Source organism: Rubrimonas cliftonensis (assembly GCF_900107585.1).
GTDB lineage: Bacteria > Pseudomonadota > Alphaproteobacteria > Rhodobacterales > Rhodobacteraceae > Rubrimonas > Rubrimonas cliftonensis.
On sequence record NZ_FNQM01000003.1, the window covers coordinates 366,576 to 380,920 of the forward strand.

At 70.8% G+C, this 14,345-nt stretch carries 14 protein-coding genes and 1 tRNA gene; 4 read left to right on the plus strand and 11 right to left on the minus strand.

Annotated elements, in window-relative coordinates:
- Positions 1-28: 28 nt before the first annotated feature.
- From BLW43_RS07220 to BLW43_RS07255, 8 genes are all read right to left on the minus strand, one after another.
- The gene (locus BLW43_RS07220; protein WP_093250974.1) at positions 29-1,015 is read right to left on the minus strand and encodes an acetamidase/formamidase family protein; all 987 of its coding nucleotides are present in this window, start codon (positions 1,013-1,015) and stop codon (positions 29-31) included.
- A 27-nt stretch (positions 1,016-1,042) separates the two neighbouring features.
- Positions 1,043-1,756, minus strand: coding sequence for an ABC transporter ATP-binding protein (locus BLW43_RS07225; RefSeq protein WP_093250978.1), 714 nt, complete (start codon positions 1,754-1,756; stop codon positions 1,043-1,045).
- Complete coding sequence (locus BLW43_RS07230) at positions 1,749-2,468, minus strand: ABC transporter ATP-binding protein (RefSeq protein ID WP_093250981.1); 720 nt, start codon at positions 2,466-2,468, stop codon at positions 1,749-1,751. The genes BLW43_RS07225 and BLW43_RS07230 overlap by 8 nt, the downstream gene beginning before the upstream one ends.
- Entirely contained in the window at positions 2,465-3,577 is a 1,113-nt protein-coding gene (locus BLW43_RS07235) for a branched-chain amino acid ABC transporter permease (RefSeq protein WP_093250983.1), read from the minus strand. Before BLW43_RS07235 ends, BLW43_RS07230 begins: the two co-directional genes overlap by 4 nt.
- Positions 3,578-3,586: 9 nt before the next feature.
- Complete coding sequence (locus BLW43_RS07240) at positions 3,587-4,459, minus strand: ABC transporter permease subunit (RefSeq protein WP_093250986.1); 873 nt, start codon at positions 4,457-4,459, stop codon at positions 3,587-3,589.
- A 79-nt stretch (positions 4,460-4,538) separates the two neighbouring features.
- Positions 4,539-5,780, minus strand: coding sequence for an urea ABC transporter substrate-binding protein (locus tag BLW43_RS07245; RefSeq protein ID WP_093251003.1), 1,242 nt, complete (start codon positions 5,778-5,780; stop codon positions 4,539-4,541).
- Positions 5,781-5,813: 33 nt separating this feature from the next.
- Entirely contained in the window at positions 5,814-6,434 is a 621-nt protein-coding gene (locus tag BLW43_RS07250; protein WP_093251006.1) for an ANTAR domain-containing response regulator, read from the minus strand.
- Positions 6,431-7,594: a transporter substrate-binding domain-containing protein gene (locus BLW43_RS07255; protein ID WP_093251633.1), complete on the minus strand. Its 1,164-nt coding sequence runs from the start codon at positions 7,592-7,594 to the stop codon at positions 6,431-6,433. The genes BLW43_RS07250 and BLW43_RS07255 overlap by 4 nt, the downstream gene beginning before the upstream one ends.
- 592 nt (positions 7,595-8,186) lie before the next feature.
- Between BLW43_RS07255 and BLW43_RS07260 the strand changes: the two genes are divergently transcribed.
- The 4 genes from BLW43_RS07260 to BLW43_RS07275 all read left to right on the plus strand — a co-directional run bounded on the left by BLW43_RS07260 (position 8,187) and on the right by BLW43_RS07275 (position 12,264).
- Positions 8,187-9,284, plus strand: coding sequence for a mandelate racemase/muconate lactonizing enzyme family protein (locus BLW43_RS07260; protein ID WP_217632117.1), 1,098 nt, complete (start codon positions 8,187-8,189; stop codon positions 9,282-9,284).
- 83 nt (positions 9,285-9,367) lie between these two features.
- A complete protein-coding gene (locus BLW43_RS07265; protein ID WP_093251011.1) occupies positions 9,368-10,360 on the plus strand; it encodes a TRAP transporter substrate-binding protein in 993 nt (330 codons plus the stop codon).
- 54 nt (positions 10,361-10,414) lie between these two features.
- Positions 10,415-10,987 carry a TRAP transporter small permease gene (locus BLW43_RS07270; RefSeq protein ID WP_093251013.1) on the plus strand — a complete coding sequence of 191 codons (573 nt, stop codon included), beginning with the start codon at positions 10,415-10,417 and terminating at the stop codon, positions 10,985-10,987.
- Positions 10,984-12,264 carry a TRAP transporter large permease gene (locus BLW43_RS07275; RefSeq protein WP_093251636.1) on the plus strand — a complete coding sequence of 427 codons (1,281 nt, stop codon included), beginning with the start codon at positions 10,984-10,986 and terminating at the stop codon, positions 12,262-12,264. The genes BLW43_RS07270 and BLW43_RS07275 overlap by 4 nt, the downstream gene beginning before the upstream one ends.
- 9 nt (positions 12,265-12,273) lie before the next feature.
- Here the strand turns inward: BLW43_RS07275 and BLW43_RS07280 are convergent, their stop codons facing one another.
- From BLW43_RS07280 to BLW43_RS07290, 3 genes are all read right to left on the minus strand, one after another.
- On the minus strand, positions 12,274-13,530 hold the full coding sequence (locus BLW43_RS07280) for a lactonase family protein (protein ID WP_093251016.1): 1,257 nt from the start codon (positions 13,528-13,530) through the stop codon (positions 12,274-12,276).
- A gap of 182 nt (positions 13,531-13,712) precedes the next feature.
- Positions 13,713-13,789: transfer RNA gene (locus BLW43_RS07285), tRNA-Pro, on the minus strand.
- Between the two features lie 13 nt (positions 13,790-13,802).
- Positions 13,803-14,345 carry a DUF192 domain-containing protein gene (locus tag BLW43_RS07290; RefSeq protein ID WP_175478794.1) on the minus strand — a complete coding sequence of 181 codons (543 nt, stop codon included), beginning with the start codon at positions 14,343-14,345 and terminating at the stop codon, positions 13,803-13,805.

The following is a 14,345-nucleotide window of genomic DNA, read 5'->3' on the forward strand; positions in this document are numbered from 1 at the left end:
GCGCCCGAGCGGCCGCCCCCCCTGCGCGCTACTTCAGGTATTTCTTGGCGATGGAGGCCCCGACGCTGTATTTCGGGTCCACCATGTTGCCGAGCCTGACCTTGCCGCACATCGTCAGCAGCATGTAGGCGTCCGCCTCGGACTGGCCGGTTTCAGCGGCGACCCAGCGCACGAGTTCGCGATAGGCGATGCGCGAGGCGTCCTCCAGCGGCCGCGCCGAGCCGATGAACATCATCGCCTCCTCGGTCTCCAGCTGCGGCCATGCGTTGCCGTGACCCTTGATGAGATCGACCTGCAGCTCCACCGTCGCCGGCATCTCCAGCGCCACGCCGCACAGCTCGCCGTCGCCCTGGATCGCGTGGCAGTCGCCGAGATAGAGGTAGCCGCCCGCCTTGTTCACGGGGAGGTAGATGATCGCGCCGGGGCCGACGTCCGGCAGGTCCATGTTGCCGCCGTAGTAGTCGGGCTGCAGCGAGGAGATCGCCTCGATCTCCGGCGACGTGCCGATGGTGCCGATGAAGGGCTCGTAGGGCAGCGTCAGCGTGTCGGACCAGTAGACGCCCTGCTCGTCGACCCTGATCTTCTTCACCTTCTCCGGCAGCGGCGCGTTCAGCATCGCGGTGTTTCCGGTGCCGACGAGACCGCCGAACTCGGGAATGAGGCAGGTGGTGCCGACCGGCTGCGGCCCGCGCGGCCTGATGGAGAGGATGCGCACCGCCAGCGCGTCGCCCTTCTCCGCGCCCTTCACGAAGATCGGGCCGGTCTGCGGGTTGAGGAACGGGAAGTTGAGGATCTGCGAGGGGACGTCGCTCTCCTTCGTGATCTTGCCCTCGAAGGCGTCGTGGGTCTCGACCGAGACCACCGCGCCGGGCTCGACCTCGATCACGGGGTCCGCGTAGGGGCCGTAGACGTAGTGGAAGGCGCCCTGATCGGCGATCGTTATGGCGTGCTTCGCGCCGGCGGCGCCGCCGGCGACGCCCTTGCGCGCCATCAGCGAATTCTCGAACCAGCCCATTGTCTTCTCCCTCTCCCTTTGGGGCGTTCAGATCGTCAGATGCCGGCGCACCGCGTCGCGGGAGGTTATCTCCTCGCGGCTCAGCGATGCGACGACGCGACCCTTCTCCATCACGTAGCCGCGCTCGGCCATCGACACGATGAGGTCGAGATTCTGCTCCACCAGCAGCACGGCGACGCCGGTCTGGCGGTTCAGCGCGCGGACGTTGCGGGCGATGTCCTTCACGATGGAGGGCTGGATGCCCTCCGACGGCTCGTCCAGCAGCATGAGCTTCGGCGCGCCGATCATCGCGCGGCCGATGGCGAGCTGCTGCTGCTGGCCGCCAGAGAGCGTGCCGGCGCGCTGGCGCGCGCGCTCCTTCAGGATCGGGAAGAAGCGGTGGACGGCCTCGTAGTCGGGCGTCGACCGGCCGGCCCCGGCGACCTCGCCGACCATGAGGTTCTCGCGCACCGTCAGCGAGGGGAACACGTCGCGCCCCTGCGGGATGTAGCCAACGCCGGCGCGGGCCCTTCGGTCGGCGCTCTCGGCGGTCGCGTCGCGCCCGTCGAACAGGATGCGCCCGGCGGTGGGCCTCAGCAGGCCGGCGAGCGTGCGCATCAGCGTGCTCTTGCCGACGCCGTTGCGGCCGATGACGGCGACGATCTCGCCCGGCGCGATGGCGAGATCGACGCCCTGCAGCACCGTCTCCCCGCCGTAGCCGCCGCAGAGGCCGACGACCTCCAGCACTGCGCCGCTATTCATCGGCCGCCCCCAGGTAGATCCGCTGCACGCCCTCATGGGCGATCATCTCCGCGATCGAGCCCTCCGCGAAGATCGCGCCGAAATGCAGCACCGTCACGCGCTTCGCGATCTGCTCCACGAAGGCCATGTCGTGCTCGACGGCGAGGATGGTGATGCCGCGCGCGTTCAGGGCATGCAGCATCTCCCCGGTCCTGCGCGTCTCGTCGGGCGACATGCCGGCGGTCGGCTCGTCGAGCAGAAGGAGCTGCGGCTCGACGCCCACCGCCATGCCGATCTCAAGCCATTGCTGCTGGCCGTGGGAGAGGACGCCGGCGGGCGTCCCGGCCTCGTCGCCGAGGCTGGCGAAGTCGAGCACCCGTTCGACGGTCGCGGCGAGGTCGGCGCCGTGCAGGTGGTTCTGGAACGCGACTTCGAGATTCTGCCGCACGCTGAGCGCCTTGAAGATGCCGGGCACCTGGAACTTCACGCTCATGCCGCGGCGGATGCGCTGGAACGGGCGCAGGCGGGTGATGTCCTCCCCGCGGAACGTGATGGTACCGCTGTCAGGCGCGTGCTCGCCGAGCAGCAGGCGGAAGAAGGAGGACTTGCCGGCGCCGTTCGGCCCGATCAGGCAGTGCATCGCCCCGGCCTCAAGCGCAAAGTCGATGTCGCGCGCGACGGTGACGCCGCCGAACGCCTTGTTGAGACCGGCGACTCGCAGGATCTCGGTCATCGCCCGGCCCTCCGGCCCGGTCGGCCGAGCCGCCCGAGACGCTCCATCGCCGTGTACACCACGCCGTCCGGCGCCAGCAGCACGGTGAACAGCAGCAGCGCGCCCATGGCGACCAGCGCATACTGGCTGCCGTAGATCGTCAGTTGCTGGAAGGCCGTGAGCACCAGCAGCGTCCCCAGCAGCGTAGCCGTGATGTCGCGCCGCCCGCCGACCGCGACCCAGACGATGGGCAGCGCGGCGGAGGTCAGCCCCATGCTCGAAGGCGTGATGTACTGCCCCCATGCGGTGTAGAGCGCGCCGGAGAGGCCCGCCAGCGCGCCGCCCAGCCCGAAGGCGAGCATCTGGTACACGCGCACGTCGTAGCCCAGCATCTCGGCGCGCTCGGGGTTCTCGCGGATCGCCACCAGCACGTTGCCGAAGGGCGCGTTCAGCAGCATCCGCAACCCGAGATAGCAGAGCGCCACCATCGCCAGCAGCGCATAGTACAGCTGCGCGCCGGGGTAGAGCACGAGGTCGCCGCCCGGCCATGGCAGGGTGAGCGGCGGCATTCCCGACATGCCGTTGAAGCCGTTGAGCCGCGCCTCGCCGATGCGCCACTGCGGGCCGGCGGTCTGGGCCATGAAGGTCTCCAGCACCAGCGTCACCGACAGCGTGACGATGCCGATGAAAACGCCCCGGATGCGGCCGAAGAACATGAAGTACCCGATGAGCAGCGCGAAGGCCCCGCCCAGCGCCACCGACAGGATCAGCGCAAGCCAGGTGAAGCCGTAGGCGGCGCCGACATTGATCGTCAGCACGCCATAGGCGTAGCCGGCGAGGCCGAAGAACGCCGTCTGCCCGAAGCTGAGCGCGCCGCCATAGCCCCAGACCACGCCAAGGCCCATCGCCATGAAGGTCCAGACGAGGAAGTAGGCCGCGTTGCCGACGGTGTAGTCGTCGCTGAACTGCGGATAGGCCGCCGCCGCCAGCAGCGCCAGCCCGGCGGCGAGCCAGAACAGCGACCCGCGCCCCATGGTCTGCGGCCCCTCCAGCCGGCGCAGCCAGACCGCGAGGCCCGAGCGGCGGTCGCGCGGCGCGGCTTCGGGCGCGAACGTCCTTGCGTCGTTCATTCTCGCCCCCTATCGCCGCGCGCGCTTGATGAAGGCCGAGAGGCCGCCCGGCAGGATCCGGATGACGACGATCACCGCGACGAGCAGCCCGATCTGGCCGAACAGCTGGCCGTACCACGCCGTCAGGCCCGCCCGGATCGCCGCGAGGATCGCCGCCGCCGGCGCCGCGCCCACGAAGATGTCCGCCCCGCCGACGACGACCGTCACGAAGCTCTCGACCATGAAGGTCGCGCCCATGGTCGGCACCATGGTCATCGTCGGCGCGTAGAGGCCGCCGGCGAGGCCGGCCAGCGCGGCGCCGAGGCCGAAGGTGAGGCCGTAGACGCGCCGCGTGTCCACGCCTAGCGCGCGCGCCATCTGCGGCCGCTCGATGGTCGCGCGCGCCACCACGCCGAAGCGGGTGCGGTAGAACAGCCAGTAGAGCCCCGCCAGCAGGGCGACGGCGGCGCCCATCAGCACCAGCCGATAGAGCGAATAGGAGCGGTCGCCGACCGCGACGCCGCCCAGCGGCGTGCCGACGCCCTGCATCGTCGAGCCGAGCACGATCAGCACGCCCTGGGTCGCGATCAGGCTCACCCCCCATGTCGCGATGATCGAGTCGAGCGGGCGGTGGTAGAGATGGCGGATCACCGCGCGCTCCAGCGCCATGCCGACGAGCCCCGCGACCAGCGCCCCGCACAGGATCGCGAGCGGCAGCGGCAGCCCGGCGCGGGCGGTCGCCGCCGTGACATAGGCGCCGCACATGATGAACTCGCCATGGGCGAGGTTGATCACGCCCATCATCCCGAAGATCACCGCGAGCCCGGCGCAGGAGATGACGAGAAAGGCGAAGGCGTCGCCGAACTGGTAGGCGGTGGAGAAAAGCGTGGCGGCAAGCTCCAACGAAAAGCCCCCTTTCGCGTTCCGGGCAGGTGAAAGGCGGACGGCGCGTCGCGCGCGCCGTCCCGGTCGCGTCAGCCGGTCAGTTGGCCGGCGGCGGGCTGGAGGGCGTGTACTGCGCGCTCGGGTCGTTCTTCGTCAGGTCGCAGCCGGCGTCGCCCAGCCAGTAGGGCGCGATGTTCTCCCACACCGTCGGAAAAGCGATGGAGTGGTCGGCCTCGACCTTGGCGAGGAAGATCGTGTGCGACATGTGCTGGCTTTTCGGGTCGAGGCAGACATTGCCCGAGGGCCCGTCGAAGCAGACGTCGCCCTTGCCCAGTTCGGCGCGGATCGCGTCATGGTCGGTGGAGCCGGCGCGCTCGACCATCTGCTTGTAGAGGTTCATCGCGATATAGGAGTTCGCTGCCTCCTGGTTGATGTAGGGCTCGTCTGGGAACATCGCGCGGAACTTCTCGACGAACGCCTTCGAGGCGGGGGTGTCGATCTCCTCGATGTAGTTGGTCGTCACATACATGTCCTTCAGGCTCGGCGGCGTGAAGCGCTTGTGCTCGTAGCCCTGGCCGACATTGACCGAGGACGCCATCGGCAGCCCGACATCCGCCGAAGCCGCCTGCTCGTAGTAGGACGCCTGCGCCGCGCCGACGAGCAGCGTCACCACGAAGTCGGCGTCGGTGGCCTGGATGTTCTGGATAGTCTGGCTGAACTGCGAGACGCCGAGCGGGATGAACTCCTCGCCGACCATCTCGCCGCCGTTCTCGGCCACGATCTGGCGCACCCATTCCGCTGAGATCTGGCCGAAGTTGTAGTCGGCGGCGAGCGTGTAGACCTTGGGGCCGTAGGTCTCCATCATCCACGGGATCAGCGTGGAGAACTGCTGCTCGGGCACCGCGCCGGTGACGATCATGTTCGCGTCGCAGACGCCGCCCTCATACTGGTTGTTGTAGAAGGCCAGCCCGTCGAACTGGTTGACGATGGGGCGATAGGCCTCGCGCGAGGCGGAGGAGAAGCCGGCGAACACCACGTCCACCTTGTCCTGCTGCAGGACGCGGCGCATGAACTCCTGATACCGGCGGTTGTCGGACTGGGTGTCGTAGACGACCAGCTCTACGGGGCGCCCGGCGATGCCGCCGGCGTCGTTGATCTCCTTCGCGGCGAGCTCGATGGCGTGGACCTTCACCATCGTCGCGGCGGCGAAGTCGCCGGACTGGTCCTCCAGCACGCCGATCCTGATCGGGCCGTCCTGGGCGAGCGCCGTGGCGGCGCCGAGGCCCGCGGCGGCGGCCAGCGCCGCCGACGTCAGAAGGGCTTTGCGGTTCGTCTTCATCGCTTCCGTCTCCTGCTGGTTCGTCGTTGTCGTTCATGCGTTCCGGGTGAGCCCGGCCGTGCGCGGGCTCTGCCGCGCCCCGTTTCCGCGCGCGAGGTAGTCGCGCGCCATCTCGTCGACCGGGATGCGCCGCCGCATGGCCTCGGCGCGCAGGCGCTCATAGGCGGCGTCCTGGTCGAGGCCGTCGTCGAGCACCATCCGCAGGATCGCCGCGGTGACGACGCGGCGCCCGGCGAGGCGCTGGCGCATCGCCTCCGTCTCGCGGGCCTCGCGCTGGCGCCGCGCATGCTCGTTGACGGCGAGATAGACCGCCGTGAACACGCCCGAGCTGCGGACAGGCTTGAGGATGTGGCTGGCGCAGCGCCGCCGCACCACGCGCGCGAGGCGGCTGGGGGCCTCGTGGCCGATGAGCGCGATCGTCGGCGGGGCGTCCGCCGCGTCCCGCCCGCCGAGCGCCTCGATCTCGTCGTCGGCGTCGAAAAGGATCAGGTCGCATTCCGGCAGGGCGGCGTCCGTGAGCGCCGCCGGGTCGACCGCCTCGACGGCGAGGCCGAGCTTGCCAAGCACGCTCATCAGCACGTCGCGGCTGGCGTCCTCCCGGTGCAGCACGAGAGCGCGGTAGCCGCGGAAGTTCTGGATGGCGGCGCGCTTCACGTCGCCGCCCGCAGGAAGCCGGGGCCGAGCTCGGCGCCGCCGCTGATGCGTTTCACCCAGACGAGATAGGGGTCTGGCCGGACCGGGCCGGCCTCCTCGAACAGAAGCTCGAACGTCCCCGCCGCAGTGGAGCGGCCGATACGGGGGCGCATGCAGCAGTGCAGGTTGTCGGGGTCGACGCGCACGAGGCCCTGGGGCGCGGCGAAGCTCAGGCCGCGCAGCGCCTCGCGCACCGGCCCGAGCGCGGCGCCGCCGCTGGCCTCCGCGGCGCCGGCGAGCAGATGCACGGCGACATAGCTGGCCTCGGCGTCGGCGCAGGTGAAGCCCAGGTCGGGATGCTGACGCGACCACGCCGCGGTGAAGCGCGCGTTCTCGGCCGAGGCGACGGACGAGAAATAGACCGACGAGGAGAGGTGGCCGTCCGCCGCGTCGCCGAGGAACGGCAGCTCGACCTCCGAGAGGCTGCAGCTTGCGATCGGCATGTCGCGCGCCTGGTCCACGCCCGCCTCGCGCGCCGCGCGGCGCAGCCTGCGGATGAAGGCGTAGCAGGACTCGCCGATCAGCGTCGTGAAGATGAAGTCGGGGCGGTCGCGCAGGATCTGGGCGGCGAGGGCGTCGAAATCGGTCTCGCCCACCGGGAAGTAGCGCTCGCCGAGCACGGCGCCGCCGACCTCCATCAGCGCCTCGCGCAGGATGCGGTTGTTCTCCCACGCCCAGACGTAGTTGGAGCCGACGAACCAGCCGCGCGCGCCGTGGCGCGTCAGCAGGTGGCGCGCCAGCGGCACGACGTGCTGGTTGGGCGCGGCGCCGGTGTAGACGACGTTCTCGTTGGTCTCGAAGCCCTCATAGTGCGACGGGTACCAGAGCATCGCGTCGTTCTTCTCGAAGAGCGGCAGCACCTCCTTGCGGCTGGAGGAGGTGTAGCAGCCGAAGACGTGCGAGACGCCCTCCTCGGTCAGCATCCGGCGCACGGCGTCGGAGTAGGCCGACGTCACGCCGCCGGGGTCCATCGCGACCGGGTCGAGGACGACCGCGCGCGACGCGTCGGCGTTGACCTCCGCGATGGCGAGCTCCGCGCCGGCGCGCATCGCGCGGCCCACGGCGGCGTAGGAGCCGCTGCAGGAGAAGAGGACGCCGACGCGGATGTTCAGTCTTTCCATCGCCATCCAGAACAAAAAGGCCCCTCGCGACGACCGTGGGTCGCCAGCAAGAGGCCGTGTCGCCCGTCCGGCGCAGCCGGACTATGTCGCGTCTCAAGGCTCCGGCGCAGCCGGACCATCTCGCGTCTCGAAGGGTGTCAGCCTCGCTCTTGAGGCGCATTCACCTTGGTTACCGGCGCGGCGGCGAGTCAAGTCCGTTCGCGCGGGCGGCCGCATTGCAGGGCAGACGATCGAGGTCGCCCATCGATTGGGCGCCGCTCGAGCCGGAATGTTCACCGCCAAGGCGCCGCGGCGGCCTGCTCCGGCGTCGGCGCATCGCAGGTTCCTCCGCCGCCGCTTCTCCGCCGCCGCGGCCCCTTTGCGTCGGCGCGGCGCAAAGGGGCCGCGACAGCCGGTCCGAGCCGATGCGGGACCGGCGGTCGGGCGACATCCCGGTGCGCGCCCTCGCGCGGCGGATCCGGCGCCGCTGCGCACCGAGCGACGCGAAGACTCCGCTTGACGTAGCGCAAACCTCCGTGTGACCGTCTGATGAAAAACGATTTTCGGCGGCGTCTCGCAACGGGCCGATCGGGTCCGCTTGGGGGGAATGCATGTGAAGATCGCCGCCGTGCGCGCGAGCGCGCACAGGATACCGACCGTCCTGCCCATCGTTGGAACGCCGGCCGGGGGGTCGGTGCGCGTCGTGTGCGAGGTCGAGACCGAGGATGGCCTCGTCGGCGTCGGCATGACCGCGCGCTTCCTGCCGCTGGGGGTGGTCGCGGTCATCGAGAAGCACCTCGCGCCGGCGGTCATGGGCCTCGATCCTCGCGATCTGGAGGCCATCCACGCCCGGCTGCAAGCGCTGACGTCGGAGCGCGGCCAGACGCTCGGGGTCAACACCGCGGCGGTCTCGGCGCTCGATCTCGCCCTGTGGGATCTGATCGGCAAGGCGCACGGGCGCACCGTCGCGCAGCTTCTCGGCGGCCGCGCCGACCATGCCGAGTGCTACGTCACGTTCGGCTTCGGCGCCTTCGACCGCGATCAGCTCGTCGAGGTCGCGCGCGGGCTGGCGGCGGAGCAGGGCCACACCGGCTTCAAGATGCTCGTCGGCGTCGCCCCGAACATCGGCGAGGACGCCGCGCGGGTGCGCCATGTCCGCGACGCGCTGGGCGACGACGCGGTGCTGGCCGTGGACGCCAACGAGAGCCTGTCGATCGACCAGGCGACGCGGCTCGCGCGGCTCATCGAGGACTGCGACATCGCCTGGTTCGAGGATCCGGTCTGGCGCAACGACCCGCGCGACATGGCCCGGCTGCGCCGCGCGACCTCGATCCCGCTGGCGGCGGGGCAGATGGACGGCCATTCGAGCCGCTTCCGGCAGTTCATCGAGGGCGACGCCATCGACATCTTCCTGCCCAACAGCCTGTTCAACGGCGGCATGACCGAGACGCGCCGCGTCGCCGCCCTCGCCCAGATCTACGACAAGCCGCTGTCGGACGCGGGCGGCGGCGGGATCTACTGCCTGCACCACGTCGCGGGCTTTCGGAACGGGACGCTGGCGGAGACCCATCTCGGCGTCGAGCAGGTCGAGCGGGCGATGTTCCGCGCGGCGCCCGAGCCCTCCGGCGGCCGGCTCGCCGTGCCGCCGGGGCCGGGCTTCGGCGTGGAGCTCGACCGCGACGTTCTGAAGGACACGCTCATCACCGACTAGACCACCCCGAAGTCGAACCCATGGCGCGCAAGACGCCGAAACCGGCCGAACGCATCGCGTGGCCGAACAGTGGAGAAAACAGAATGCTGCACACCACGCGTTTCATCGCCGCCGCGGCATGCGCCGCAAGCGTCGCCCTGGCCGGCTGGACCGGCGCGCAGGCGCAGTCGCTGTCGTTGCGCATCTCCGGCGAGAACCCGATGACCGGGCTCGACCTGCGCATGGCGGAGCGGTTCGCCGAAGTCCTCAAGGAGAAGATGGGCGACGACCTCTCCTACGAGCTGTTCCACACCCAGGCGCTCGGCGACGAGCAGGTGCACCTGCAGATGATCCGCACCGGCCAGATCGACGTCTATCCCATGGGGTCGGACGCCGTGACGCTCGACCCGGCCTGGGCTGTCTTCGACATGCCGTTCCTGTTCTCGGACCGCGACACCGTCTCGCGCCTGCTCGACGGCGAGATCGGCGAGGAGCTGCGCCAGTCCATGCGCGCGGCGGCGGGCCTTGAGGTTCTGGCCTTCGGCGAGCTGGGCTTCCGCCAGATGACCAACAACGTCCGCCCCATCGTCACGCCGGCGGACATGCAGGGCGTGCAGTTCCGCGTGCCGGGCAGCCCGGCGCGCATCCTGTCCTTCCGCGCGCTCGGCGCCGAGCCGATCAACATGAACTTCGGCGAGCTCTATCTCGCGCTGCAGCAGGGCACGGTGGACGGGCAGGAGAACCCGCTCATCACCATCAAGAACCGCTCGCTGAACGAGGTGCAGGAGTATCTCTCGCTCTCCGGCCACGTCTATTCGCCCGTCACGCTGGTGATGAACGGCGCGAAATACGACAGCCTGACGGCGGAGCAGCAGGCCATGGTCAGGGAGGCGGCGCTGGAGGCCGCGCAGTTCACCCGCGGGCTCGGCGCCGAGGGCGACGCGACGCTTCTCGGCGAGCTGTCGCAGACCATGGCGGTCAACGAGATCGACCTCGCCGCCTTCAAGGAGGCCGCGAAGCCGATCTGGGAGCAGGTCGGCGAGATGGCCGGAGCGGAGCTGGCCGGGCGCGTGATCGCGGCGGCGGCGGCGCAGTGAGGCCGTGCGGCGCGGCCCGGCCGCGCCGCGACCCCCCATGATCGGAGCCGCCCCATGACGCGACCCTCGGACGGCCCCGGCGGCCGGGAGGACCTCGGCGCCGCCATCGCCGAGGCGTCCCGCGCCGCAGACATCGGCGACCCGGACGCCGGCGCCTCGACCTTCGACCGCACCCTGAACAGGCTGGTGGAGGCCGCCGGCGTCGCGATCTTCCTGACGATCGTGGGGATCGTGTTCCTGAACGCGGCGGGTCGCTACGCGATCTCGACCACGATGATCTGGGGTGACGAACTGGTGCTGTCGCTGCTGCCCTGGCTCGGCATGACCGGCATGTTCCTCGCCATCCGCCGGCGCGCGGCCATCCGCATCGGCTTCTTCGTGGACCTGCTTCCCGGCCCCGCGCGGCGCGTGCTGACGGTGTTCGGCTCGCTTTTCGCAGCCGCCGCCTTCACCTGGCTCGGGATCGTGTCGGTCCACTACATGGGCTTCTTCGGGGCAGACCGCACGCTCTACCTGCAGATTCAGAAAGGTTGGTTCATGGCGGCGATGGTCGGCGGGCCGGCGCTGGCGGCGCTGGCCTATCTGGTCGTCGCGTGGCGCGACGGCCGCGGCGGGGACGCGCGATGATCGGCTCGCTGATCGCCGTCGCCATGCTGCTGACGCTGCTGGTGGCGGGCGTGCCGATGGTGGCCGCGCTGCTGGCGGCGGTGGCGTTCAACTTCGTCTTTGGCGGCCAGTGGGCGATCATGGTGCCGCAGACGATGGTCTCCGGCGTCAGCCAGTTCACGCTGATCGCCCTGCCGCTGTTCGTGCTCTCGGGCGTGATCATGAACGCCGGCGGCATCTCGGGGCGGCTGTTCGATTTCGCGAAATCGCTGGTGGGCTGGATGCGCGGCGGGCTGGCGCAGGTCAACGTGCTGACCTCGATGTTCTTCGGCGGCATGATCGGCTCCTCCACCGCCGACCTGGCGGGGTCGGGCTCGATCCTGATCCCGGCGATGAAGCGCGAGGGCTATCCGCCGGAGGTGGCGGCGGCGATCAGCGCCTCGTCCTCCGGCGTCGGTCCGCTGATCCCGCCGTCGTCGCCGATGATCCTCTATTCCGCCGTGACAGGCACCTCCCTCGGCGCGCTGTTTCTGGCGGGGCTGATACCGGGGCTGCTGCTCGGCCTCGCCTTCATGGTCTGCATCGGCTTCATCGCGGTCCGTCGCGGCTGGAAGCGGCACGGAGACTTCTCGGCGGCCGAGATCCTGCGCGCGGGATGGCGCGCGAGCCTCGCCTTCGGCACGCCGGTCATCATCGTCGGCGGGCTGGTGCTGGGCGTGTTCACGCCGAGCGAGGGCGGCGCGTTCGCGGTGGTCTACGCGGCGCTGCTCTCCACGCTGGTCTATCGCACGCTGACGCTGCGCGGCCTCTACCGGGCGGTGGCGGCGGCGCTGCAGATGACGGGCGAGTTGCTGATCATCGTCAGCCTGTCCTTCGCGCTCGGCGCCTCGCTCTCCAGCGCGCAGGCGCCGCAGGCGCTGGCTGGCGTGCTGGAGATGCTGGCGATCGACGACTCGCCCTATCTGCAGCTTCTGGCGCTCATGGCGCTCGCCATCATCGCGGGCATGTTCCTCGATCCGCTCATCCCGGTGCTGGCGCCGGTGATCCTGCCCACGCTGCTGCTCTATGACATCGACCTGATTCATTTCGGCGTGCTGATGGTGATGGCGGTGGTGATCGGGCAACTGACGCCGCCGCTCGCCATCGCGCTGATCATCACGTCGGGCATCGCGCGGGTCGATCAGATGCGGATCTTCAGGGCCAACCTGCCGTTCTTCTTTCTCATCATCGGCTTCACGCTGCTGCTGATGGCGACGCCCCAGCTCGCGACGTGGCTGCCCTCGGTCGCGGACCGCTGAGCGGGCCGCTCAGGGGATGGAAGCGAGGAAATAGGATTCGTCGCCAACCCCAGGCACGGTCGCCGCGATCTCTCCGCGCTCCAGATCGACGAGCCAGACGAGGCTGCTGCGCGGCCCCGCCTTGGCGCCGCCGATGACGCAGGCGTAGCGGCCGACCACGACCACGCCGCGCGGCCGCGCCTCGCCGCCCGGCAGCGCCGGCGGGCGCAGGCGCAGCGCCTCGGAGGGGCGGCCGGCGAGCGCCGCGGCGACGTCGATCACCGAGATCGTGTTGGACCGGAAGCAGGTCGCCACCAGATGCGCGCCGTCGGGCGTGAAGGCGACGCCGAAGGGCCGGGTGGCCACGTCCGGATCATCGCCGCCGACCCGCACCCGCGCGAGTTCCGCGTCCCGGCCGCCCTCGGCGGCGCGGGCGACGTCGATGATCGAGACGGTCCGGCCCTCGTAGGGCTCCGCCATGCTCTCGCGGGCCGCGGCGGCCACCAGCGCGCCGTCGGCGCTGACGGCCATGCCGAACGGCCCCGTCTCCATCGCGACGCGCCCGATCTCCGGGTCAGGCTCGCCGGCGAGCGCGGCGCCGAGGTCGAGCACGGAGACGTCGCTGAAGCCGCCGTTGCCTACGAAGAGCAGACCACCCCTCAGCGGCGAGACCACGAGGCCGGTCGGGTTCGGGTAGCGGCCGAAGCTGGGATGCGGGCTGTCATGGGCGCTGGGGCCGGCGGCGGGGTGCGCAGCGTTCTGCTTCAGCGCGATGGCGCCCACGGCGCGGCGGGCGGCGACGTCGATCACCGTCACCGCGTCGCCGCCGTCCTCGCTGCCGGCGGCCTCGCCGCAGTTGACGAGAAGCCGGGCGCCGTCCGGCGTCAGCGCGGGCCCGACCGGCCCGGTCGCGCCCGTCGGGATGAAGTCGACCACCGCGCCGAGCGTGCCGTCGTTAGCGGGATCGGCGGCCTTCTCGAGGTCGAGCACCGCCACGAGGCCCGGATGGCCGTGCTGGTAGGCCTTTGCGGCGGCGGGCGTCGCGGCCCCGGAGTGATTCACGACATAGGCGAAGCGGCCTTCGGCGTCGACCGCGACGGCGACCGGCTGGCCGCTCGCCGGGGCGTCGGGGGCGCCGTCCCCGTCGGTGTCGACGTCGGGGGTGACGCGCGGGCGCGACACGACCGCGGCCCCGCCGCCGCCGTCGAGCGCCGTCAGCAGGTCGACGACCGCGACCGAATTGTCCCACCGTCCGCTGACGATCAGTCGCCCGGGGGCGTGCGGCATGGCTTCGATCCTCGCATCGCGCGGAAATTGGTGAACCGGCCCGGTCTTTTGAGCAGCGCGTCCGGGATAATGCAAGGCGGGCGGCGCCCCTGCGGGGCGACCCCGCCGCCGCGGCCGGACTTGCGAATGGGGTGCGACGCCGCACGCATCAACGCCGCGGCGCCGGATGGGGGCAGGGGGTGTGGTCGGGGCGGCAGGATTCGAACCTGCGGCTTTCGGTTCCCAAAACCGACGCGCTACCAGACTGCGCTACGCCCCGACGCGCCCCGCTTCTAGCCCGCCTCGGGCGGGCGGGCAACGGAACAGGGCCACGCCGCTCCTTCGTCGCCGAACGCGGCGTGGCGGGCGCGCGCGCCCAGGCCGATGCCGAGGCGCTCGGCGAGACCGCCATGGATCTCCAGCACGGCCAGCGTGTCGCAGTCCGAGTGCCTGGGATCGAGCGTGTAGGGCTCAGCCCGCTCGACGAGGCCGCAGAGCCGCCCGTCGGGTCCGAAGAACAGCATGTCGAGGCTGAGCGGCGTGTCCTTCATCCAGAAAGCCACAGGCCGCGGTCTTTCGAAGACGAACAGCATCCCGGCGTCCTGCGCGAGGTCGGTGCGGTTCATGAGGCCCTGCGCGCGCTCCTCCGGCGTGTCGGCGATCTCCACCGCGAAGGCCGCGACGCGGACGCGGTCCGCCCCGCCCTCGAGCGCGATGTCTATCCTGTCGGTCGGGCACGCGCCCGACGCCGCCGGCGCCGCCGCCGGTCCGGCGAAGGCGACCAAAGCGACGACCGCCGACGCGGCCATCCTGCGAGGCCCGATGAGGCCTGCCAT

What these genes read in the sequence shown, in the direction of transcription:
- BLW43_RS07220 (WP_093250974.1), bottom strand. Translation starts at nt 1,015, where the DNA reads ATGGGCTGGTTCGAGAATTCGCTGATGGCGCGCAAGGGCGTCGCCGGC.
- BLW43_RS07225 (WP_093250978.1), bottom strand. Translation starts at nt 1,756, where the DNA reads ATGAATAGCGGCGCAGTGCTGGAGGTCGTCGGCCTCTGCGGCGGCTAC.
- BLW43_RS07230 (WP_093250981.1), bottom strand. Translation starts at nt 2,468, where the DNA reads ATGACCGAGATCCTGCGAGTCGCCGGTCTCAACAAGGCGTTCGGCGGC.
- BLW43_RS07235 (WP_093250983.1), bottom strand. Translation starts at nt 3,577, where the DNA reads ATGAACGACGCAAGGACGTTCGCGCCCGAAGCCGCGCCGCGCGACCGC.
- BLW43_RS07245 (WP_093251003.1), bottom strand. Translation starts at nt 5,780, where the DNA reads ATGAAGACGAACCGCAAAGCCCTTCTGACGTCGGCGGCGCTGGCCGCC.
- BLW43_RS07255 (WP_093251633.1), bottom strand. Translation starts at nt 7,594, where the DNA reads ATGGAAAGACTGAACATCCGCGTCGGCGTCCTCTTCTCCTGCAGCGGC.
- BLW43_RS07265 (WP_093251011.1), top strand. Translation starts at nt 9,368, where the DNA reads ATGCTGCACACCACGCGTTTCATCGCCGCCGCGGCATGCGCCGCAAGC.
- BLW43_RS07270 (WP_093251013.1), top strand. Translation starts at nt 10,415, where the DNA reads ATGACGCGACCCTCGGACGGCCCCGGCGGCCGGGAGGACCTCGGCGCC.
- BLW43_RS07275 (WP_093251636.1), top strand. Translation starts at nt 10,984, where the DNA reads ATGATCGGCTCGCTGATCGCCGTCGCCATGCTGCTGACGCTGCTGGTG.
- BLW43_RS07280 (WP_093251016.1), bottom strand. Translation starts at nt 13,530, where the DNA reads ATGCCGCACGCCCCCGGGCGACTGATCGTCAGCGGACGGTGGGACAAT.
- BLW43_RS07290 (WP_175478794.1), bottom strand. Translation starts at nt 14,345, where the DNA reads ATGGCAGGCCTCATCGGGCCTCGCAGGATGGCCGCGTCGGCGGTCGTC.